Annotated in this window: 18 protein-coding genes; 9 read left to right on the plus strand and 9 right to left on the minus strand. The window is 65.1% G+C overall.

Annotated features, from left to right (window positions below; translation table 11 throughout):
* Positions 1-10: 10 nt before the first annotated feature.
* From MLE18_RS14345 to MLE18_RS14385, 9 genes are all read right to left on the minus strand, one after another.
* A complete protein-coding gene (locus tag MLE18_RS14345) occupies positions 11-1,531 on the minus strand; it encodes a sigma 54-interacting transcriptional regulator (RefSeq protein WP_243439488.1) in 1,521 nt (506 codons plus the stop codon).
* Positions 1,528-2,337, minus strand: a complete 810-nt coding sequence (locus MLE18_RS14350) for a DUF6125 family protein (RefSeq protein WP_243439489.1) — start codon at positions 2,335-2,337, stop codon at positions 1,528-1,530. The genes MLE18_RS14345 and MLE18_RS14350 overlap by 4 nt, the downstream gene beginning before the upstream one ends.
* 241 nt (positions 2,338-2,578) lie before the next feature.
* Positions 2,579-4,267, minus strand: coding sequence for a single-stranded-DNA-specific exonuclease RecJ (gene recJ, locus MLE18_RS14355; protein WP_243439525.1), 1,689 nt, complete (start codon positions 4,265-4,267; stop codon positions 2,579-2,581).
* 106 nt (positions 4,268-4,373) lie between these two features.
* Positions 4,374-5,237, minus strand: a complete 864-nt coding sequence (locus tag MLE18_RS14360) for an HDOD domain-containing protein (protein ID WP_243439490.1) — start codon at positions 5,235-5,237, stop codon at positions 4,374-4,376.
* Positions 5,238-5,250: 13 nt separating this feature from the next.
* Positions 5,251-6,090, minus strand: a complete 840-nt coding sequence (locus tag MLE18_RS14365) for a tetratricopeptide repeat protein (RefSeq protein ID WP_243439491.1) — start codon at positions 6,088-6,090, stop codon at positions 5,251-5,253.
* Between the two features lie 91 nt (positions 6,091-6,181).
* Positions 6,182-6,823: a guanylate kinase gene (gene gmk / locus MLE18_RS14370; protein WP_243439492.1), complete on the minus strand. Its 642-nt coding sequence runs from the start codon at positions 6,821-6,823 to the stop codon at positions 6,182-6,184.
* Positions 6,816-7,073 (minus strand): DUF370 domain-containing protein, encoded by a 258-nt coding sequence (locus tag MLE18_RS14375; protein ID WP_243439493.1) that lies wholly within the window; start codon positions 7,071-7,073, stop codon positions 6,816-6,818. Before MLE18_RS14375 ends, gmk begins: the two co-directional genes overlap by 8 nt.
* A gap of 6 nt (positions 7,074-7,079) precedes the next feature.
* Positions 7,080-7,961 carry a YicC/YloC family endoribonuclease gene (locus MLE18_RS14380; protein ID WP_243439494.1) on the minus strand — a complete coding sequence of 294 codons (882 nt, stop codon included), beginning with the start codon at positions 7,959-7,961 and terminating at the stop codon, positions 7,080-7,082.
* A gap of 86 nt (positions 7,962-8,047) precedes the next feature.
* Positions 8,048-9,385 carry a MiaB/RimO family radical SAM methylthiotransferase gene (locus tag MLE18_RS14385; RefSeq protein WP_243439495.1) on the minus strand — a complete coding sequence of 446 codons (1,338 nt, stop codon included), beginning with the start codon at positions 9,383-9,385 and terminating at the stop codon, positions 8,048-8,050.
* A 193-nt stretch (positions 9,386-9,578) separates the two neighbouring features.
* Here MLE18_RS14385 and MLE18_RS14390 point away from each other — a divergent pair, with 193 nt between their 5' ends.
* From MLE18_RS14390 to MLE18_RS14430, 9 genes are all read left to right on the plus strand, one after another.
* A complete protein-coding gene (locus tag MLE18_RS14390) occupies positions 9,579-10,274 on the plus strand; it encodes an EAL domain-containing protein (RefSeq protein WP_243439496.1) in 696 nt (231 codons plus the stop codon).
* Positions 10,275-10,404: 130 nt separating this feature from the next.
* Complete coding sequence (locus MLE18_RS14395; RefSeq protein ID WP_243439497.1) at positions 10,405-10,809, plus strand: Ros/MucR family transcriptional regulator; 405 nt, start codon at positions 10,405-10,407, stop codon at positions 10,807-10,809.
* Between the two features lie 145 nt (positions 10,810-10,954).
* The gene (locus tag MLE18_RS14400) at positions 10,955-11,191 is read left to right on the plus strand and encodes a hypothetical protein (protein WP_243439498.1); all 237 of its coding nucleotides are present in this window, start codon (positions 10,955-10,957) and stop codon (positions 11,189-11,191) included.
* 661 nt (positions 11,192-11,852) lie between these two features.
* A complete protein-coding gene (locus MLE18_RS14405) occupies positions 11,853-13,304 on the plus strand; it encodes an outer membrane homotrimeric porin (protein ID WP_243439499.1) in 1,452 nt (483 codons plus the stop codon).
* 898 nt (positions 13,305-14,202) lie between these two features.
* Positions 14,203-15,660, plus strand: a complete 1,458-nt coding sequence (locus tag MLE18_RS14410; RefSeq protein ID WP_336605588.1) for an outer membrane homotrimeric porin — start codon at positions 14,203-14,205, stop codon at positions 15,658-15,660.
* A 538-nt stretch (positions 15,661-16,198) separates the two neighbouring features.
* Entirely contained in the window at positions 16,199-17,581 is a 1,383-nt protein-coding gene (locus MLE18_RS14415; protein ID WP_243439500.1) for an FAD-binding oxidoreductase, read from the plus strand.
* Positions 17,582-17,585: 4 nt separating this feature from the next.
* Entirely contained in the window at positions 17,586-18,875 is a 1,290-nt protein-coding gene (locus MLE18_RS18255) for a (Fe-S)-binding protein (RefSeq protein WP_243439501.1), read from the plus strand.
* A gap of 28 nt (positions 18,876-18,903) precedes the next feature.
* Entirely contained in the window at positions 18,904-20,538 is a 1,635-nt protein-coding gene (locus tag MLE18_RS14425; protein ID WP_243439502.1) for an L-lactate permease, read from the plus strand.
* A gap of 199 nt (positions 20,539-20,737) precedes the next feature.
* Entirely contained in the window at positions 20,738-22,615 is a 1,878-nt protein-coding gene (locus tag MLE18_RS14430) for a methyl-accepting chemotaxis protein (RefSeq protein WP_272881684.1), read from the plus strand.
* Positions 22,616-22,709: the final 94 nt, after the last annotated feature.

The raw sequence follows: 22,709 nt of genomic DNA on the forward strand, positions 1-22,709 counted from the left end.
TGGGGAATAATCAGGACTTGGAGATGCCGAGCTTTTTGAGCCTGGAGTCGAAGGTGGATCGGTTGAGCCCTGCGCGCTTGGCCGCCTGGGAGACGTTCCAGTGCGTCTCCTCCAGAAGCTCCAGGGCGTAGGCGCGCTCCAGATCCTCCCAGGTGCGCCCGGCCAGGGGCGCGGCTGACTCGCCGGAGGCCCGGCGCTGCATGGGGGACGCGCCCGGCGCGCCGCCTTCCGGCCGGAAGTGGGCGGGCAGGTCCGCGACGCCGATCACCGGCCCCTCGGCCACGGTGAGCAGGTATTTCACCAGGTTCTCCATCTCCCTGATGTTGCCCTTCCACGGCCAGGCCGCGAGCGGCGCAAGGGCCTCGGGCGCCAGTCGCCGCACCGGCAGCCCGAGGCGCAGGCTGTCACGCTTGAGGAAGTACTCCAGCAGCGCGGGCACGTCCTCGGGGCGCTCGCGCAAGGGCGGCAGGTGCAGGGGCAGGACGTTCAGGCGGTAGAAGAGGTCCTCCCGGAAGTCACCGGCGGCGATGGCTACGGCCAGGTCGCGGTTGGTGGCCGAGACGATGCGCACGTCCACCGTGCGCGCGGTGGCCGCGCCCAGAGGCTTGACCTCCCCGCTCTGGAGCACCCGCAGAATCTTGGCCTGCAGGGGAGCGGGCATGTCGCCTATCTCGTCCAGGAACACGGTGCCGCCGTCAGCCGCCTCGAACAGCCCGGCCCTGTCGCGGTCAGCGCCTGTGAACGCGCCCTTGCGGCAGCCGAACAGCTCACTCTCCAGCAGGCCGTCGGGCAGGCAGGAGCAGTTCTGCACCAGGAAGGGCTTCGCGCGCCGCTCGCTGGCCTGGTGGATGGCCTGGGCGAAGAGCTCCTTGCCGGTGCCTGATTCGCCGGTGATGAGCACGGGGAAGTCCGTCCTGGCGTAAGCGGCCGTCTTGGCCAGGGCCTCGCGCACCGCGGGGGAGTTCCCCACGATGGGGGGCAGCGCCCGGTAGCGCTCCAGGGCCAGCTTGAGCCCGTGGCACTCCTTGCTCTTGGACTCGAAGGCCAGGGCCTGGCCCAGGGCCACCGAGCCCACCGCCACCAGGGAGGAGAGCAGCTCAAGGTAGTCCTCGTCCAGGTTGAGCCGGGCTCCGCGCTCGGAAGTGTCGATGAGCTCCACCGCGCCGTAGACTTCCCCGCTGGAGAGAATCAGGGGGAAGCACAGGATCAGGCTGCTCTTCACGGCCAGGTCCTGCTCCATCTCGGCGTAGTGGCGCGGGTCCGCCCCGGGGCGGGAGGTGGTCATGCGCGCATTGGCGATGACCCAGCCCACGATGCTGGGCCTGTCGGCCGGGATGGCGACGCCCAGCACGGCCTCGCTCTGGTCCCCCGCGGCCTCGATGCAGACGATCCGCTCGCCGCGCCGCACCCAGAGCGACCCGCGCTCCACGCGCTGCGTGGCCAGGAGCCCCTCCAGGAAGCGTTTCTGCAGCGCCTCGGGTTCCATCTCCTGGAAGATGGCGCGCGTGAACGCCAGCATCTTGTCGATCATGGTGTTCCCGGGGATCGATCCAGGCTGAAGCGCCAGGAGCAGTACTCGTCTTCGGGCAGGGGGTCCGGCGGACAGGCCAGGCAGCGCGTCCTGATGCGCGGGTCCACGGCCCGGGCGAAGCCCTCGTATTCCGTGACTCCCGCCGAGCGGCAGGGGTAGTCCGGCAGGTTCTTGCGCCGCCTGGCGGCCTGGACGCGGCAACTGGTCACGCGAAGGACCAGCGCGCCCGGCTCGCGTTCGATCAGCACGGTGTTCACGCGGGAGTTGAAGCGCTGGCGCAGGCAGGCCTCCAGGGCCTCCAGGGGGTCGCTTGCAGCGGATATGCCCAGCAGGGCCTTGATGCGCACGGCCTCCAGGGGGGCGAAGCGCGCCCAGCAGGTATCGTTGACGCGCTTGGCCCCGTCCATGCCGGAAATGCCCTCAACGGCCTGGAACCAGACGCCGTCCATGCCCAGCCAGAACTTGGAGAGGCTCTCCTCCAGTTGGTGGAGGCTCTCCGGGGTCCAGCCCTCGAAGGGGTTGGCTCCGCCGCCGAGCCGGTTCAGGGCGAGCCCCACGGCGGCGTCGCCGGCGGCGCGCTCCGCCTGCAGCGCGCTCTCCAGTCCGAACTGGTGCACGGCCTCGGCGAACCAGAGCCCATAGTGGGCGGCGATGAGCCTGATGGATTCGAGAATGCGGGCCGGGGCCTCGGGCGCGGCAGTGTCGGGCGGCGTCTCCTCAAACTTCTGCAACCTTGCGGACGGGGACGCGGTCCGCTGCTCCGCGGCTTCGGGAGCGGCGTGGGCGGAAGGCGCTTCTTCAAACATCTGCTACCTCGCGGACGTGGACGCAGTCCGCTGCCCCTGGGCCTCCCCGCAGGGAACGCCAGGAGCAGGAACACGCACTGTTACAACCCGGTGGAGGAAAGCGGCCCCCACCCTACGACGAAACATCCCAGAAATTCCAAGGAGCCTCGCCCCCCGAACCGCCGGAATCGAACAGCTGCCGCCAGCCGCACGGCGCCTACCGGGCGGGCGCGGACGCCAGTCCGGGTCCGGACGGCCCGCGCTAGCGCGCCAGCTGTCTGGGCTGCGCCACGGCCACGGCCTCGGCCCCTTCCCAGTCCTTCAGGCGCAGTTCCACGCTGGAGAGCCCGTTGTAGGTATCCAGGCGCGGGGTGAAGGCCAGGCGCACCTGCTTGCCCTGCACCTCCGGCCCGATCTCCTCGGCCATGCGCCAGGCCTTGGCCCGAAGCGTCACCCCCGCCCCAGGGTCGCGGACCTCCAGCAGCACGTGGTTGGCCCCGAACACGCGCCGGTTGCGCACGTCCACCGGGGGGGAGCAGAACACCGGCTCCGGGTTGCCGCAGCCGAAGGGGCCCAGCAGGTCCAGCTCCTTGAGCAGGGCCTGGTGCACCTCCGAAAAGGGCATCTCGCCATCCAGGCGCAGGGTCGGAGTGGGCATCACCGGCCCCAACTGTTTGAGCACGGCGGCCCGGAAGCTCTCCCGCAGGGCGTCCAGGTTCTCCGGCGCCAGGCTCATGCCCGCGGCCTGCCGGTGCCCGCCGAAGCCCAGCAGCAGATGCGAGCAGTCGGACAGGGCCTCGTAGAGGTCCACCTCGGGGATGGAGCGGCCCGAGCCTTTGAGCCTGCCCTGATCATCGGTGATGATGAGCGCGGGGCGGTAGTGGGTCTCCACCACGCGCGACGCCACGATGCCGATGACGCCCTGGTGCCACTGCGGCGAGAAGAGCACCATGGCAGGCTCGTCGGCCTGGGCCTGGGCCTGCTCCAGGGCCTGGGCGGAGATCTCGCCCTCTTCCTGGCGGCGCTGGGTGTTGATGGTATCCAGCGCCGCGGCCAGGGGCCTGGCGGTGTCGATGTCGGGGGCCAGCAGCAGGGCCAGGGCCTCGTCGGCCTTGCCCAGCCTGCCGGCGGCGTTGATGCGCGGGGCCAGCCCGAAGGTGACCTGGGTGGCCTCCAGCGGGGCCTTGGCGTAATAGCCCGCCGCCTCCTTGAGGGCGAAGAAGCCGGGCCGCGCGGCGTCGCGCAGCAGCAGCAGGCCGTTTTTCACCAGGATGCGGTTCTGGCCGGTGAGGCTGACCACGTCGGCCAGGGTGCCCGTGGCCACCAGATCCAGGAACTGGCGCATGTCCAGGGCTTCGCCCGGCAGCAGGCGGTTGAGGGCGCAGGCCAGGAAGAAGGCCACGCCCACCCCGGCCAGGTCGGTGCCGGGGCAGTCGCCCAGCTTGGGGTTGGCCACGGCGCGGGCGTCGGGCAGCTCGGGGCCTGGCAGGTGGTGGTCGGTGACGATGAGGTCCAGCCCCAGCTCGCGGGCGCGGCGGGCCTCATCCACGGCGCTGATGCCGCAGTCCACGGTGAGCACCATGCCCACGCCGGAGGCGGCCAGCTTCTCGAGCCCCGCGCAGGAGAGGCCGTAGCCCTCCTCCAGGCGCACGGGGATGTAATGCTCCGCCGGTATGCCGCGCCTGCGCAGGAAATCCACCATCAGGGCCGTGGAGGTGACGCCGTCCACGTCGTAGTCGCCCCAGACGGCCAGCCTTTTTCCCTGGGCCAGCCCCTCGGCCAGGGCTTCGGCGGCGTCAGTGAGCCCCGGGATGGCGGAAGGCGGCATGAGGTGGCGCAGCCCCGGGCAGAGGAAGACGTCCATGGCCTCCATGCTGCGCTGCCCGCGATGCCAGAGCAGTTCGGCGATGCGGGGGGATATGCTCAGGGCCGAAGCCCACTCGTTCAACATGGGCGGGGCGGGTTCGCACGCGCGCGGGCGCCAGATTTTACGCACCGTGACTCCTAAATATAAAAGGGCGTTTGGACACTCCGCGGCCTTAAGGCCCCGGAGTGTTTCAGGCGGCCAGCCCGGCCGCGAAGACGCCGGGATCGTGTTTGATGAGCAGGGCCTTGGCCCTTTCCAGCATGTCCGCGTCGCTCAGATTGAATTTGCAGAGCACCTCGCGCCAGGGGCAGGTGACCACCGCCCCCGTTTCGGCAGCGATGTGGGCCATGGCGTCGGCCACGCAGAGCGCCAGCGCGTCGCGCCGGTGCGAGGGGGCGTGCATGGGCGCGTGGTGCCAGTTGACCGGCTCGGTCAGGTCGGCCGGGAGGTTCCAGGCCCCCATGACCATGGAACCCACGACCCCGTGCTCGATGCCCCAGTATTCGTCCTCGGCCTCCGAGTAGGAGATGGAGCCGCCCTCGGCCAGGGCCGAGATGGCCCGCCAGTCCTCGGGGCGGTGCAGGGCCGTGAGCAGCTTGCCCAGATCGTGCAGCACGCCCGCCGTGAACAGGTTGTCGGGGTCCCCCCCGCCCATGAGCGGGGCCAGCATGCGCGCCAGGATCGCCACGCTGAGCTGGTGCTCCCAGTAGGGGCCGACAGGAAAGTCCTTGGGGAAATCCTTGGAGTCGGTCAGCGCCTTGACCCCCACGGCCAGCACCAGGGTGCGCACCTCCGCGAGGCCCAGCACCGCGATGGCCCTGGCCACGGTGTTCACCTCCTGCTGGAGGCCGTAGAAGGCCGAGTTGGCCACGGTGAGCACCTTGGCGGTGAGGCCCTGGTCGCGGCTGAGGGTCTCGGCGATCTCGTCCAGGGGGGTCACGGAGGTCTGGCCCGTCTGGCTATAGAGCGTGGTGAGCAACGCTGGGGAATAGGGCAGGTTGTGCCGCATCCCCGGCAGGTCCAGCAGGAACCGCTGTCCGATCTCGTGGCTCATGGACGCTCCCGGCTCAGGTGGCTTCGGATTCCTCGGGAAGCAGCTGCGCTATCCCCGGTGTGTCGGCGGACACCTTGCCCTGGTCCACCAGGTACTTCACGAACAGCCGCGCCTCCTTGAGCCGGGGATTGATGCTCAGCGCCTTGGACAGGTAGGCGATGCACTGCTCCACGTTGTCCTTCTCGAAGTGGGCCCGGGCGATGTTGTAGAAGAGGTTCTCGTCGGATTCGGCCAGCGTCTCGGCCTTGGAGTAGTACTCCAGGGCCTGATCCAGCATCTTGTTCTTGCGCAGGCTGATGCCGAAATCGTTGAAGAGGTGCTTGTGCTCGGCCTCGAAGGCGGCGTCCAGGCGCACCAAGCGCTCGAAAATGTCGTTGGCCTTGTGGGATTCGCCCCTGTCCAGGTAGGTCAGGCCCAGGCCGAAGTTGGCCCGGACGTTCTCCTCGTCCACGGTGAGGGCCTGGTCGAACTCCAGCTCGGCGCTGAAATTCTCGCCCTTCTCGCGGTGCCGCTCGCCCTTCTGGATGGTACGGTTGAGTTCCTGGATCTTGGGGTAGACGGTGGAGACGTAGAATTCGGGCTCGGGAGCGAACTTGGCCAGCAGATCCTCGATGGAGATGGCCCGCTTGGGGCCGGAGGGGATGTAGTTCTTGTTCAGCGGCTGAATTTCCAGGTTGCCGTCCTGCTGCTCGTTGACGAACCAGTAGGTCTTCTGGATGGTCTTGCGAGTTGTGGTGCCGGTGCCGACCTTCTGGATGGACTGGGTTGAGAAGATGCCTTTGATCTTCTCGCGGCCGCGTGGCGCACCGCTGTGCGGCTGTTGGGCGTTCTCCATCGTCTCCGAATCGCTCATGGCTGGGCTCCAGTGCCGCAGGGCGGCGGCTGTCCCTGTGCGGGGTGTAGCCGCCTAAATACCCGCAACGCAAGAGCAAGGCAAGCGCCCGCTAAACCCCCTCCCAGCCCTCGAGCAGCGCCTCCACAAGGCCCGGGCGCAGTTCGGGCGCGCAGCGCCCCGCCAGGTAGACGGCCCGCAGCTCGTCGTAGGCCGTGTCCAGGTCGTCATTGACCACAAGGTGCTGGAACCATGGGGCCTGGGCTATCTCCCGGGAGGCGTTGGCCAGGCGTTTGGCGATCACATCCGGGGAGTCTGTGCCGCGCCCGGTGAGCCTGCGCGCCAGCTCCTGGCGCGTGGGCGGCAGGATGAACACCGTGCAGCCCAGGTTCAAGCTGGCGCGCAGCTGCTTGGCGCCCTGCACGTCGATGTCGAAGAGCACGTCGCGCCCCTGGGCCAGCATGTCGAGCACCTGCTGGCGCGGGGTGCCGTAGTAGTTGCCGTGCACCTCGGCCCACTCCGCGAAATAGCCCTGGGCGATCCTCTCCTTGAAGAGGGCGGCGTCGATGAAGTGGTAGTCCACCCCGTCGCGCTCCGCCCCCCGCGGCGCCCGGGTGGTGCAGGAGATGGAATACCCCACCCCCGGGAACTCGGCCCTGAGCCGCCCGATGAGCGTGCTCTTGCCCGCGCCGGAAGGCGCGCTCACGATCAGGGCCAGGCCCTGCCTGCCGCTGGAGGGGGTGGGATCAGACATCTTCGTCCTCCTGGCTGAACCGCTGCGAGATGGTCTCGGCCTGGATGGCCGAGAGCACCACGTGGCCGGAATCCGTCACGATGATGGAGCGGGTCTTGCGGCCCTGGGTGGCGTCCACCAGCCGCTGGGTGTCCTTGGCGTCCTCGCGCAGGCGGCGCATGGGGGACGACGCGGGGTTCACGATGGCCACAACCCGGGAGCTGACCACGAAGTTGCCGAAGCCTATGTTGAGCAGTCCTGTTTTCTGCACGGGGCCCTACTCTATGTTCTGCACCTGTTCGCGGCACTTCTCCAGTTCGGCCTTGAATTCCACCACCACACGGCTGATCTCGATGTTCTGGGCCTTGTTGCCGCAGGTGTTGATCTCGCGGAAGGCCTCCTGCAGCAGGAAGTCCAGCCGCTTGCCCACGTCGCCGTCCTGCCCGAGCAGGGCGCGGATTTGGTCCAGATGGCAGCCCAGGCGGGTGAGCTCCTCGGTGATGTCCAGCTTGTCGGCCAGAACGGCCACCTCCTGCAGCACGCGCTCCTCGGAGGACTCCACCCCGAGCTTCTCCAGCACGGTCGAGAGCCTGGTGCGCAGGGCCTGGAACTTCTCCTCCTTCACGCGGGGGGCCTGCAGCTTGATCTCGGCGTGCCAGCCGGCCAGCTTGTCCAGCCTGCGCAGGATGTCCGCCGCCATGAGCTCGCCTTCGTGCTGGCGGGAGGCGGCGTGGTCCTCCAGGGCCTTCTCGAGCCCCGCCACGAGAGCTTCCATCAGCTCGGCCGGGGCGTCCTTGAGCCCCTCCTGCCACAGGGAGGAGATGGTCAGCAGGCGGGTGTAGTCGGGGGCGAAGCTCTGGCCCATCTCCTCCGCCAGTTCGGACACACTGAGCAGCATGGCTTTGGCCATGGGTTTGTTCAGGCTGAAGTCCAGCGCCTCGGCGCGGTGCGCCTGGAAATTGCAGACCACCTCCAGGCGGCCGCGCTCCACGTAGCGGCGCACCACGCGCTCCAGGTCGGATTCATGGGAGCGCAGGAACAGCGGGAGCCTCCACTTGAGGTCCAGGTAACGGCTGTTGACGGAACGGGCCTCCCAGACCACGCTGGCGAAGGGATTGTCTGTGATGCTGCGGCCGAAGCCGGTCATGCTTTTGGTCATGTTTCTCTCTCGGAAATCGTGGTCGCCAGGCCGAAGCCGTGGCGCATCAAGGTGACTTTACCGGCGGACGCCGGAAAAAAAGACAGCTAACGCGACTCGCCCGGATCGTAAAGGGCCTCGCCTGGATCGTAAAGAGCCTCGCCTGGCTCGCCAAGCGGCTCGACCCGCAGGACGCCTCCCTCCCCCAGGCCCAGCGGCCTCACGGCCAGCAGCCCAGCCGGGACCTGCCCCTCCGGGATGTTCTCCACCCGGCACTCAACATAATATTCGCACAGGCCTCCCGGCGGGTCGGCCTTCTCCATGGCGACCTCCAGCCTGGGGAGCGACAGGAGCCGCCGGGCAAAAGCCTCCTCCAGACGGAGCGACTCGGCCCGCAAGGCGGCGGCGCGCTCCTTCTTCAGCTGCAGGGGCAACTGCCCGGGCGCCTTGGCGGCCACTGTGCCCGGCCTGCGCGAAAAGGGGAACACGTGGGCGTAAGTCAGCCCCGCACGCGCCATGAACTCCAGGGTCTGCCGGAATTCAGCGTCGTCCTCACCTGGGAAGCCGGTGAGCAGGTCTGCCCCCAAGGCCATCACCGGCCGGACGCCGCGAAGTGCGTCCAGGAAGCGCAGAACCGCGTCTGCGCCGTAATGGGCGCGGCCCATGGCCGAAAGCACCTTGTCCGACGCGCTCTGCATGGAGAGGTGCAGATGCGGGCAGGTCATGGAGGCACCCGCCAGCACGTCCAGGGCCTTGGGACCCAGCATCCCCGGGTCCAGCGAGGAGAGGCGCAGCCGCGCCCGCCCCGCCCACCGCGGCGCGAGGCCGCGTTCCAGGTCCGCGAGCATGTCCCAGAAATCGCCTCCGCCCTCCCGGGCGAACTGCCCGAGGTTGATGCCGGAGAGCACCACCTCGCGGTGTCCCGCGGCGAACAGGGCGTCCGCCTCCCGGGCAATCTGGTCGAACGGCCGGGAGCGCGCCCCGCCGCGCGCCCGGGGAACGATGCAGTATGTGCAGCCGTGCGAGCAACCGTCCTGCACCTTGAGCACGGGTCTGGAGCGGTTGAATCCGCTGATGGAGAACTCAGGCCAAGCGCGGGAAGGCGCTGGTTCGCAGGGCTCGGGCCAGCGGGCCAGGCCCGCTTTGGCGGCCTGGGGGATCACCGCCGCGACGCCCGGCAGGGGCCTGAACATCTCCGGCTCCACCTGAGCGGCGCAGCCGGCGACCAGAATGGAGGCATCCGGAGCCTCTCGCCCCATCCGCCGCACAGCGCCCCTGCTGTCGGCCACCGCGCCCGAAGTCACGGCGCAGGTATGCACCAGCACCACCTGCGCCTGAACGGGGGAGGCCGTTTCCAGCCAGCCCCGGCTGGTCCACGATTCGCGCAGTGCCTGGGATTCGTACTGGTTGATCTTGCAGCCGAGGGTCTGAATGAAGAAACGCATCCCCGCCCCCTACTCCATTCCTCCTCCGGGGTGAAGCACCCCGCTCATCCTCAATACAGGACTGCGTCCACTATTCAGGACTCATTCTGCCTACTTTCAGGATCGACACAACCAGAAAGGTTGCACTGGTGTTTACATCGGCTCAAAAATACAGTAGATTTGACACAGGCATACAACTTGCTGGACTTAAAGCATGTTCCGTACACATTACAAAATTGCGGATTCCGCCAGTCACCCCCCTGTCACCCTGCTCCCCCTGGTGGATCTGGGCGACGGGTCGCTCAAGGCCGTGGACATAGAGTTCCATCCGCCGCATCCGGCGGTTTCCTGTCCTGTCGAGCTTCTGGCAACGGCAGTTCATTCAGCCCGCTCCGTTCTGGATCAGGGGGCCTTCATCTGCCTGACGCTGCCCGCCGAAACCCTCACCGACAATCACCATATCTTCGCCCTGGCCGCAAAAGCCCAGTCGCTGGGCGTAGGAGCGGGCAGCATCTGCCTGTTCTTCCCCGACCAGCAATGCCGCGACCTGGGCTTCATCGGCATAGAAGGTTTCATCACCCTGAAGCGGCACGGATTCCTCCTGGGCATCGATGTCTGCTGCCTCGGCGCCATGCCCTCGCTCTACGTGGAGCGACTGCCCGCGGATGTGCTGCGCCTGGACCCCCTGGACACCCTCTGCCACGAGAACGACTCGGAGGCCCGCGCCGCGCTGCTCGACTTCAGCGCCTACGCGGCCAACCTGCTCATGCTCCCAGCCGCGCGGGGCGTGCGCAGCAGGCCCCAGGTCTCCATGCTGCGCAACATGGGGATACAGATCGGGCAGGGCCCCTTGTTCGCGTCGCGCTTGGCCCGGAACCCGCTGCAGGCCGACATCCATGAACCGGCATAACCAACCCGCCGGGCCGACATGTTGCACGGATCAATAAATTACATATTTACAATTCCGCAATATTCGCTACTCCTCCTGGAGCCTAACGGCCTCAATCAGGATGACGTACGATAATCACGAAGGAGACCGCATGGACGACTATCTCAAAGAAGCCCTTGAAATCGTAAGGGCCCAGGCCAAAGTTCGGATCATGACCGCCCAAGAGATCGTGACGATGGTCCAGAACCTTGTGGTTGGACTCAAGGCAGTGGTGCAGGGCTTCACCCCCTCCTCTCCCGTGGAGGGCGCCCCCGGACGTCCGCTCGACGCAAAAAAAGCCATCCGCGAAAAAAGCATCATCTGCATGGAATCCGGCAAGTCCATGAAGGTCATCACCAAGCGCCACCTGGCAAAATTCGGGCTCACTCCGGACGAGTACCGTGCCAAGTGGGGCTACACCAAGGACATGCCCCTGGTCTGCAAGGAACTCCAGCGCGCACGCCGCAAGAAAATGCAGGACATGCGCCTCTGGGAACGCCGCAAAAAGGCCGACTAATCCGCCAGATTACGAAAACATCGAGCCGGCTTCCCGTAGCGGGACGCCGGCTCGCTCGTGTTGCGCCGCATTGACACCCAGTGCGCCGGGTGACATTCAGGAGCCAGCGAGGTTTGACATATTCATCCTTGAACGAGGGTGGACCATGACCAGACTGTTCGACGCCTCACTGCTCTACGCCGAATGCGGCCGTTGCAGGTCCCCCGTCATCTTCCGCGACCCGAGTGAGGTCCTGTTATGGATGGGCATCCCAGCGGACAGCCTCGGCTCTGACTGCCTCCTGATCTATGACGGCTGCCCCAAATGCTCCCCGGACGGGTCACTGCCCGAACCGCGCTTCGTTCGCTTGCGACTGCGGGGCCGGCAGCAGGCTCCGCACTAGCCTCCACCTCATCCCCACGCCACGAGCCGTAACGTTCCCTGTCGCGCCCAGGCAGATTGAGCCGCGGATTCGGCTCAATGCATGTGGAGAAACATCATTTTCTTTATTACGGTTTGGTAACGTTGGACAGCCTGTTCCGTTACCCCGGCTGTTCCGGGCTGAAGGGGCGCACAGACCAGCGCCAGCCCATGCCTGAGCGGCACTCCGTGAGGCATGGACGCAATTCACACCAAGAATCCGTGCGATCCCAGACCATTAGCCACCCTTCCATCGCTAGGGAGCTGGCTGGGGGGACTGCATGCCCCGCTGCGGCCTGCTTCTGCCGGTTGAAAGATTTGAACCCCTCCGTTCCGGTCACCGGAATTTTCGCTAACCCCGTACATTTCAAGAAGGGATGATCCGAAGCTTTTTTGATGCAAACGACAAATTTGTTATTTATTTTGTCTTGCCACCTGTAACATTTCCATCTACAGAAGTTTCGGCCGTGGAAAGGTACAAGTTTTTTTACCGACACGCGCGGGCTGCCCAGGCCGTAACGCGCATCCACAGGCCACAGGGCACGAGGGGATTCCCGGAAGCCTCCGCTTCCGGAGGGCGAATTCCCACCTGGACGTGCCCTCGGCAGAGGCCCTTTGGATTATTCTAAGAGGAGGATGGAACAATGAAACGCCTTATGGCCCTGGCTCTGCTCGTCAGCTTTGCCCTCGGCGCGGTTGCCGCTCAGGCCGCCACCGAAGTCAAGATGACCGGCGACGCCCGCATCTACGGTAACTTCTGGTCCCAGTACAACTACACCGGTTGGGACGCCCGCGGTCGGCAGACCTACGACTCCTTCACCATCTGGGAGCGTTTCCGCCTGCGCACCGACTTCATCGCCAACGAGAACCTCAAGTTCCGCCTTGGCATCCGCGTGAACGACAACCCCTGGGGTTCCGGCACCTTCACCGTGGACAACCCGGCCGTGTCCATCCAGGTCTACCAGGCCTTCATGCAGTTCAAGTGGCCCAACACCGACGTGCAGTTCACCATCGGCCTGCAGAACGTCGACCTGCCCATGTCCGTTGACTGGCTGGGCTCCAACCCCGTGTTCGGCGGCACCCGCGCCGCTGCCGCGCTGGTGTCCATCCCCGTCATGGACAGCCTGAAGGTCGTCGGCGGCTTCATCCGCTTCCTTGACTCCAACAAGGACTTCGACCCCACCACCAAGCAGGTGCCCGACGAGTTCGACGGCTACTTCCTGAGCCTGCCCATCTCCGTCAACGGCTTCAGCGCCACCCCCTGGGGCCTGATCACCGTCGCCGGCAAGAATGCCAACTACTCCACCTGGGTTGGCAACGGCGGCCCCAACACCAACGAGAACCTGGCCAACTACCTGCTGTCCGCCTCCACCTACTCCGGTCTGAGCCGCATCAGCGCTTCCCAGCCCGTCTACTGGTGGATCGGTTCCTCGTTCGCGGTGACCGCTCTTGATCCCTTCAAGTTCTACGCCGACGTGATCTACGGCGAGGGCAACACCCAGGGCAGCTCCGGCAACAAGCGCGGCGGCTTCTTCTTCGACGTCGCCGCCGAGTACACCGGCTTCGACATGCTCACCCCCCAGCTCACCTTCTGGTACTCCACCGGTGAGGACAGCTCCACCCGCAACGGTTCCGAGCGTATGCCCTCCGTGGTCAACTACTGGGGTCCCTCGAACTCCTTCCTGTTCGACACCAACCAGGAGCTGAACTTCGGTTCCATCACCACCAACTCCGTCGGCAGCTGGGGCTTCGTGTTCGCTCTGGACAAGATCACCTTCATGCAGGATCTGACCCACCGCCTGACCTTCGCTTACGCCCGCGGCACCAACTCCTCCCGCGCGCTGAAGAACGCCAACCTGCTGACCGGCGGGCCTGGCAACTACGTGATGATGGGTCGTGACCTGTCCGTCAACGAGTACACCCTGGGCATCAACTTCGATTCCCAGTACAACATCTACGAGAACCTGGCCCTCATCTGCGAGACCGGCTGGGCTCACGGCGAGTTCGAGAAGTCCATCTGGGGCCGCCGCTTCGTGAACCAGGCCAAGAATGGCGACGCCTGGAAGGTGGCCTTCGGTCTGCGCTACCACTTCTAGTGGCTGCTTGACCAAGCGACCTGCGGCCGGGGCGAAAGCCCCGGCCGTTTTTATTTCTGGCGTCATCGAATGTGACGGTCCCAACGCCCCTCCTTTTTCTCCCGCCTTGTTCTACAGCCGCAAACGCCCGCGGCTGACGGAAGGCCTCCACGCCCGATGACACGAGATATCTTCGACCTGATGTGGGAATGCCTCATATCCTCCGTGCCGTGTTTGCCTTCATCCTCAACAGCCTGCATCGTGCGGCAACCCGCCGGCACTGTTTACGCTTTGGCCATCGGCACATCCCATCAATGCCATACCCCGTCTGCGCTTCCCCTACCTCGCCCCGCTACCTCGCCCCGCTGCCTCGCCCCGCTACCTCGCCCCGCTGCCTCGCCCCGCTGCCTCGCCCCGCTGCCTCGCCCCGCTACCTCGCCCCGCTGCCTCGCCCCGCTGCCTCGAAGTGCATTCACCTCCCCCTTTCGAGTGCAGGCGACGGGACGCGCAGCGGTCAGCTTGACCCTCACTCCTCCGTTTTGACAGCTATTTTGTCGAGTCGCCTCGCCCGGTGAATCCGCTCGGCGTTTGCCGTCCCCTCGCCCCCTTGATGCGCATTCCGGCTCATTCTCGGCATGTGCTGTTTCTGTTTCCCTTGCATTGACATTGAAAATCATTTTCAGCATGAGTTCCCAGCACAGCGCCGAAAGCCAGACCAGAGCTGCTCGCATTCCGCATCAAGGGGGGCCTCGCCTCCCGGGCGGACGGTGATCGCGAGCAAAGGTCATGTGTCCCTTCTGATGACCACCCAACGGCGGTCATCCCTTTATCCTGGAAGACGCGGAAATGTCGGGGCGGCTAGCGCGACGAATCGAACGGCTGAAGCCTTGAGCATGAGCACCATAACACGGAGGAAGTAATGAAAATGAAAGGATTCATGGCCCTGGCCTTTATGGCGGGGCTGGTCCTGCTTGGGGGGGCCGCCAAGGCCGGCTCGGAAGTGAAGATGACCGGTGACGTCCGCGTCCACGGCAACTGGTTCAGCAAGACCAACTACACCGGTTGGAACGGTGACGGCGCCCAGACGGGGGACCCCTTCACCGTGTGGGAGCGCTTCCGCCTGCGCACGGACTTCATCGCCAACGAGGACCTGAAGTTCCGCCTGGGCATCCGTGTGAACAACGGCGTGTGGGGCGACGGGACCTTCAAGGTGGACAACCCCGCCGTGGCCATCGACGTCTACCAGGCCTACCTGCAGTTCAAGTTGCCCGGCACGGAGGCCGAGTTCACGGTTGGCCGCCAGCCCTTCACCGTGGCGCACAGCTCCTTCTTCGGAGGCAGCTCCATCGTGCTGGACAGCGAAGCCGCGGCGGCGATGGTCAGCCTTCTCCTCATCAAGGATACCCTTTCCTTCACCGGCGGCTTCATGCGCCTGCTGGACACCAACAAGGATTTCGACAAGACCACCCGCCAGGTTCCCGACGAGTTCGACGGGTATTACCTGAGCCTGCCCGTGACAGTGGAAGGCTTCAGCGCCACTCCCTGGGCCTTGCTGGCCGTGACCGGACGCGACGCCGACTATGCGGGCACCTCCGTGGGCGGCGGAGGCCTCTACAGCAATACCCTGGCCCAGACCTTGTTCTCGGCCGGGCAGTACGCCCTTGAGCCCTTCGGCGTGCGTAACGCCCAGAACATGTTCCTCTGGGCGGGCGGGGCGTTCGAGGTTACCACCCTGGACCCCTTCAAGTTCTACGCTGACCTGATCTACGGAGGGGGCAACCTCTCCGACAGGGCGCACAACAAGCGCCAAGGCTGGTTCCTGGACTTCGCGGCCGAGTACACCGGATTCGACGCGCTCACCCCGCAACTGGCCTTCTGGTGGTCAACCGGCGAAGACGGCTCCCTGCGCAACGGCTCGGAGCGCATGCCCCAGATCGTTTCCGCCTGGGGTCCCAGCACGTCCTTCCTTTTCGACACGGACCAGGCCTTCGTGAACAACACCATGGGCGTCAACGCGGTGGGCACCTGGGGCTTCTCCGCCTCGCTGAACTCCGTGAGCTTCCTGCCGGACCTCAAGCACCGCCTGACTTTCGCCTACGCCCACGGCACCAACTCGGCCAAAGGCTTGCGCGCGGCCAATGCCCTTCTCGGCGCCGGAACCTACTACCAGATGGGGCACGACCTGGCCGACTCCGAATACGTGGCCGGCATCAATCTGGATAATACCTACAACATCCATGAGAACCTGGCCCTGATGGCCAACCTGGGCTGGTCCCACGGGGAGTTCGACTCCTCGGTGTGGGGCAGGAGGTTCGTGGACCAGGCCAAGAGAGGAGACGCCTTCCTGATCGCCGTGGGCCTGCAGTACAAATTCTAGCCCTGCGGAGTCCTGAACACAGAAAGCGGCCTGGGCCTGTCGCCCCGGCCGCTTTGTTTCGTGCTGAAGGGGAATGCACGAAATATTTCGTAGCCTTAGCTGCGGAAACAGCCTACCAAGTTCGTCTGCAGCGGGAGAGCGGGACTCGCCTCCCCCCCAGACGCACGAGATGGACGATCTGCCGCCACCCGGTGACCAAGAGCTACGTGGTTAAAGCAAGGTTCAGGGTGTCATGCCTGGAATGGTGGGCGTCTGAAAAATCGGAAACAGCGCTTTCATCCGAAAAAACAGACGCTGTTCGAGTGGCACGCAATCGTCGCACAACAGTTCTTAACCAGCTTCAATCATAAACAAAAAAATCCAATCCGGCTTTCTGGACGCTTAACCCCTCTTAGGCAGGCCCAGCGCGTAACAAATCGATTTTACAGCTTTATTTTCATTCTCCGTGCTTGGCACGGAAGTTGTTAAGAGCATGCGACCGAATTCCCTCCCTGACCGGGGAGAACACCGCAACTATTTATCACCGGGAGAAGATTCGATGGTCAGCGCATCGCTCAAGCAAACTCTCGCCTCCTACGTCGGCGCCGAAAACGTCATGGATGCCGAGGCGGACAAGCATTCCTATTCCTACGACGCCGCGGTCCTCGACCCCGTGCTGCCCTCCGTGGTGGTCCGCCCCACCGAGATGGAAGCCGTGGGCAAGATTGTGAAGCTCTGCAACGACAACGGGCTGCCCCTTACCGTTCGCGGGGCCGGCACCAACCTTTCCGGCGGCACCATCCCCAGCAAGGGCGGCGTCGTCCTGCTGACCAACGCCCTCGACAAGATCATCGAGATCAACGAGGAGGACATGTACGCGGTCGTGCAGACTGGCACCATCACCGCCAAGTTCGCCAACGCCGTGGCCGCCAAGGGCCTCTTCTACCCCCCCGATCCGGGCAGCCAGGCGGCCTCAACCCTGGGCGGCAACGTGGCCGAGAACGCCGGTGGCCTGCGCGGCCTGAAGTACGGCGTCACCAAAGACTACGTCATGGGCGTGAACTTCTTTGATAACGAAGGCAACTACTGCAAGTCCGGCTCCAAGACGGTCAAGTGCGTCACCGGCCTGAACATCCCGCAGCTGATGGTCGGTTCCGAGGGCACCCTCTCCGTCATGAGCGAGTTCATCCTCAAGCTCGTGCCCCCGCCGCAGGCCTCCAAGGCCATGATGGCCATCTTCCCCGACGTCATGACCGCCTCCCGCTCCGTGTCGGCCATCATCGCCGCCAAGGTCGTGCCCTGCACCCTGGAGTTCATGGACAACTTCACCATCGGCGCCGTGGAAGGCTTCGCCAAGGTCGGCCTGCCCACCGACGCCGGTTCGCTGCTGCTCATCGAGGTGGACGGCCACCCCGCCCAGGTCGCCGAGGATGCCGCCAAGGTGGAGAAGATCTGCCAGGACAACGGCTGCGTGCGCCTGCAGGTTGCCAAGGACGCCGTGGAGCGCAACAAGGTGTGGGAAGCCCGCCGCGCCGCCCTGTCCTCCCTGGCGCGCCTGCGTCCCACCACCGTGCTGGAAGACGCCACCGTGCCCCGTTCCAAGATTCCGGCCATGATGGAAGAACTGGCCAAGATCGCCAAGGAATTCAAGCTCACCATCGGCACCTTCGGCCACGCGGGCGACGGCAACCTGCACCCGACCATCCTTTGCGACCGCCGCGACAAGGAAGAGTTCCACCGCGTTGAGAAGGGCGTTGACGCCATCTTCGCCGCCGCCCTGGCTCTGGACGGCACCCTCTCCGGCGAGCACGGCATCGGCCTGGCCAAGTCCAAGTACATGGAGAAGGAGACCAACCGCGCCAGCGTCCTGTTCTCCAAGCGCATCAAGGCCGCCGTGGACCCCAAGAACATCCTGAATCCTGGCAAGATCCTTGGGGAGTAAGACAATGGCCGACCTGAACCAGATGCTCAAACTCCTCGGCGAACTCGACGACCAGATCGTCGGCTGCATGCGCTGCGGCATGTGCCAGAGCGTGTGCCCCCTGTTCGCCGAGACCGGCCGCGAGGCCGACGTGGCGCGCGGCAAGATCGCGCTGCTCGAATTCCTCGCCCACGAGATGATCAAGGACACCAAGGCCGTTAAGGACCGCCTGGACAAGTGCCTGCTGTGCGGCTCCTGCGCGGCGGCTTGCCCCTCGGGCGTCAAGGCCGTGGATATCTTCATCAAGGCCCGGGCCATCATCACCGCCTACATCGGGCTCTCTCCGATCAAGAAGGCGATCTTCAGGGGCATGCTCACCAAGCCCAAACTGTTCAACACCCTTCTGGCGCTTGGCTCCAAGTTCCAGGGGTTCTTCACTTCCCCGGTGAACGACATCATCGGGTCTTCCTGTTCCAAGCTGCTCTCACCGCTTCTGGGCGATCGTCACCTGCTCTCCCTGGCGGACAAGCCTCTTCGCAGCGTCGGCAACCTGAACACCGCTCCGGGTAAAAGCGGCATCAAAGTCGCTTTCTTCTACGGCTGCGTGGTGGACAAGATGTTCACCAGCGTCGGCGAATCCATCCTGAAGGTGTTCGAGCATCACGGAGTGGGCGTTTACATGCCCACCGCGCAGGTCTGTTGCGGCGTTCCCTCCCTGGCCTCCGGCGACCTGGCGAGTTACCAGGACCTCGTCCGGATGAACCTCAAGGTGTTCGGAAAGGGTGATTTCGATTACATTATCACCCCTTGCGGCACCTGCACGTCGGCTTTCCACCATGTGTGGCCGCTGATGAACGAAGGGTTCTCCCAGGCGGAACGCGACCAGATCGAGATGCTTGCTGGCAAGGCCATGGACATCAACGCCTTTATTGTGGACATACTGGGCGTTACCACGGTCGAACCGACTTCCGACGCCAAGAAGGTCACGGTCCATGATCCCTGCCACCTCAAGAAGAGCTTGGGTGTGTCGGGTCAGGTCAGGACCGCGCTCAAGGCCAACCCCAACCTGCAGGTGGTGGAGATGACGGGCTCGGACGTCTGCTGCGGCTGCGGCGGATCGTTCAACCTGCAGCATTACAGTGTCTCCACGAAGATCGGCAAGAAGAAGCGTGACAGCATCGTAGCCACAGGGGCGGATATTGTGGCGGCGGGTTGCCCCGCCTGCATGATGCAGATCGCGGACATGATGTCTCAAGCCGGCGACCGTATCGCCGTCAAGCATCCTGTGGAGCTTTACGCCCAAACCCTGAGGTAATTCGTACAACCCATTGAAGGAGGAAATGATGGAAGCCTGGACCCAAATCTATGACCCCATTAGCAAAAGCATTGGGATTTCGGCATTGGTAGCCGGTATCCCGATCTACGCCCTGTTTTACTTCCTGGCCGTGAAACGCATGAAGGGCCATGTGGCCGGCGCTATCGCCTCTCTGCTGGCCCTGGTGCTGGGCATCGCCTTCTGGGGTATCCCGGCGTCCACCGCCATCGGTTCCTACTCGTACGGCTTCGTGTACGGTTTGTTCCCCATCGTGTGGATCGTCATCACCGCCATCTGGGTCTACAACATGACTGTTGAGTCCGGCGAGTTCGAGATCATCAAGAACTCCCTGGCGTGCATCACCGACGACCGCCGCCTGCAGGCCGTGTTCATCGGCTTCGCCTTCGGCTCCTTCATTGAAGGCACCGCCGGCTTCGGCACCCCCGTGGCCATCACCGCGGCCATGCTGGTGGGCCTGGGCTTCAACCCCCTGTACGCCGCCGGCCTCTGCCTGCTGGCCAACACCGCCCCCGTGGCCTTCGGCGCGGTCGGTATCCCCATCACCGCCCTGGCCGGCGCCACCAAGCTGGACGAGATGCACATCTCCGCCATCGTTGGCCGCCAGCTGCCCTTCCTGGCCGTGCTCGTGCCCATCTGGCTGTCCGTCACCATGTGCGGCTTCAAGCGCACCATGGAAGTCCTGCCCGCCCTGCTCGTGGCCGGTGTGTCCTTCGCCGGCACCCAGTTCCTGATGTCCAACTTCCACGGCCCCACCCTGCCCGACATCCTGTCGGCCATCGTGACCATCATCGCGCTGTGGGGATTCCTGCGTGTGTGGAAGCCCAAGACCGTGTTCCACTTCCCCGATGAGCCCGCGCCCACCGGCCCCGCCGTGTGCAACTACTCCGCCGGCGAGATCGTGCGCGCCTGGATGCCCTACATCATCCTGGCCGTCCTGGTGCTGATCCAGGGCTGGCCCTCCATCAAGGGCCCCCTGGCCAAGATGGTCAACGTGGAAATCCCCTGGCCCATGTACCACAACATGATCGCCAAGATGGTCAACGGCCAGCCCGCTCTCCAGGCCGTGATCTTCAAGTTCCAGCCCCTGGCCGCCGCCGGCACCGCGATCCTGCTCTCCGGCATCATGGCCATCTTCATCATGCCCAACTACGGCGTGGGCAAGGCCATCGGCTGCTTTGGCCGCACCATCCACCAGCTGCGCTGGCCCATCGTCTCCATCGGCAACATCGTCGGCCTGGCCTTCATCATGAACGCCAACGGCATGTCCACCACCCTGGGCCTGGCCCTGGCCGGCACCGGCGTCCTGTTCCCGTTCTTCGCCCCCATCCTGGGCTGGCTGGGCGTGTTCCTGACCGGTTCCGACACCTCGTCCAACCTGCTCTTCGGCAACCTGCAGAAGACCACCGCACAGGCCATCGGCGTCTCCCCCGAACTGTGCGCCGCCGCCAACACCTCCGGTGGTGTTACCGGCAAGATGATCTCGCCCCAGTCCATCGCCGTCGGCGTGGCCGCCACCGGCCTGCACGGCAAGGACGGCGACATCTTCCGCTTCACCCTGTGGCACTCCGTTGCGATGCTGCTCTTCATCTGCGTGCTGACCATGCTCATGGCCTACCCGCTGAAGTGGATGCTGCCTTCCTAGCAACGGCTTGACTCTGCCTTGCATGGGGGAGTCCGCTCTGGACTCCCCCTTTTTTCTGCAACGTTGCATGTGCCTGCGGAAGGCGACGCGCCCTCGGAAAGCCTCCCCACAGGATTACTAGACCAACCCAAAAGTTTCTTTCGGACTATCATATTGTTAGCGGCCGCTTTGACGCGAGCGGCTTGAGGAGGCTCTCTCCATGGCCAACCCTACGCGCTCAGCATCGGGAATCGTCGGTTTCTTCAGAAATTTTTCCATCTCCTGGCGTTTCGCACTGCTGTTGATACTCTTCTCCGTCTTCACCGGCGGCGCGGTGACCGTGTTCTACCTGGGCATCAAGCAGGTGCTGGACAACAACATCCAGGCCGCCCAGGAGATCATGCTGGCCGAACAGAAGCAGAAGCTCTCCGTGGCCTCAGAATCTCTGGCGCAGGGCATCGGCGTGGCCATCAAGGACGAGAAGGACTCCGCACGGCGCGTGGAGATCATCCGCGCCATGGTGGACCCCATCCGCTTCGAGCAGGACAAGTCCGGCTACTATTTCGTCTATGAGAACACGGTCAACGTGGCCTTGCCGACCAAGAAGGACGCCCAGGGCCAGGATCTTGGCCAGACCAAGGACAAGAACAACGTCTACTTCGTGCGCGAGCTGATGGACAAGGCCAAGGCCGGCGGAGGATTCGTCGAGTACGTCTTCCCCAAGCCCGGCCAGGGCGACCAGCCCAAGCTTGCCTACGCCACCATGATTCCCGGCACCACCATGTGGCTCGGCACAGGCGTGTACATCGACAACATCGACAAGGAGAAGGCGCGCATCCGCAACAACAGCGAGGAGCGCATCGGCTCCATCCTCACGGCCATCTTCTCCGGCATCGGCGGCGGCCTTGTGCTTATCATCGGCCTTTCGGGGATCATCATCGCAAGCATCTCCGGCCCCATCCGCGAGGCCACCGCAGCCGCCACCCGCTGCGCCGACGGAGACCTTGACGTGCACCTCGACGTCTTCGGACGCGACGAGGCCGCCCGGATGCAGACCGCCCTGAACACCATGGTGGCCACCCTGCGCCGCAACATCCAGGACATCGAGGCCAAGACAGCCGAAGCCGAGGAAAAAGCCCACGCCGCCGACGAAGCCCGCGCCCAGGCCGAAAAGGCTACCGCGCTGGCCGAACTGGCCCGCAGCGAGGGAATGGCCGCCGCCGCCTCACGCCTCACATCCGTTGTGGCCAGCGTGGGCTCGGCCACCAACGCCATCTCCGGCCAATCCGAGGAAATCCGCTCCAGCGCCGACGAGCAGAACGAGCGCATCCAGGTGACCGCCACCAATATGGAGCAGATGGCCGAGGCCGTGATGGACGTGGCCCGCAGCGCCGCCGCAGCCTCCACCCAGGCCGAGCAGGCCCGCGCCAAGGCGCAGCAGGGCCGCCAGGTGGTTGACGACTCCATCCAGGCCATGCGCCAGGTGGGCGAGCAGGCCCAGGCCCTCAAGTCCAACATGGACGACCTGGGCAAGCGCTCCCACGACATCGACCGCATCCTGACCGTGATCTCCGACATCGCGGACCAGACCAACCTGCTGGCCCTCAACGCAGCCATCGAGGCTGCCAGGGCGGGCGACGCCGGGCGGGGCTTCGCTGTGGTGGCCGACGAGGTGCGCAAACTGGCCGAGAAGACCATGAGCGCCACCCAGGAGGTCAGCGCGAGCATCGGGGCCATCCAGCACTCCGCACGGGAGAGCATCGCCAACACGGACCGCGCCCTGGAGTCCATCTCCCTGGCCGGCAGCCTGGCCGACCAGTCCGGCGAGGTCCTCTCCGAGCTGGTGCGGGGCGCCCAGGCCGCCGCCGAACAGATCCAGAGCATCGCAGCCGCCTCCGAGGAGCAATCCTCGGCCTCAGAGGAGATCAACCGCTCCCTGGGCGCCGTGAGCGAGCTGACCCAGAGGACCAAGCACAGCGTGGGCAGCTCCGCCGAGTCCATTCGTGGCCTGCTGGAGCAGTCCAACGAGCTGCAGCGTATAATTGACGAGTTGCACGGCGAGGCGGGCGGCTCCGTGCGGGCCCTGCCGCGCGGCTAACCCCGCCTCTCTTGCACGAAAAAAAGGGCCTGTCCGCAATCGCGGGCAGGCCCTTTATTCTGTTGCTTCACCACGGCTGGAGACTTGCCCCCTC

This window comes from Fundidesulfovibrio soli, assembly GCF_022808695.1.
GTDB classification, from domain to species: Bacteria; Desulfobacterota; Desulfovibrionia; order Desulfovibrionales; family Desulfovibrionaceae; genus Fundidesulfovibrio; species Fundidesulfovibrio soli.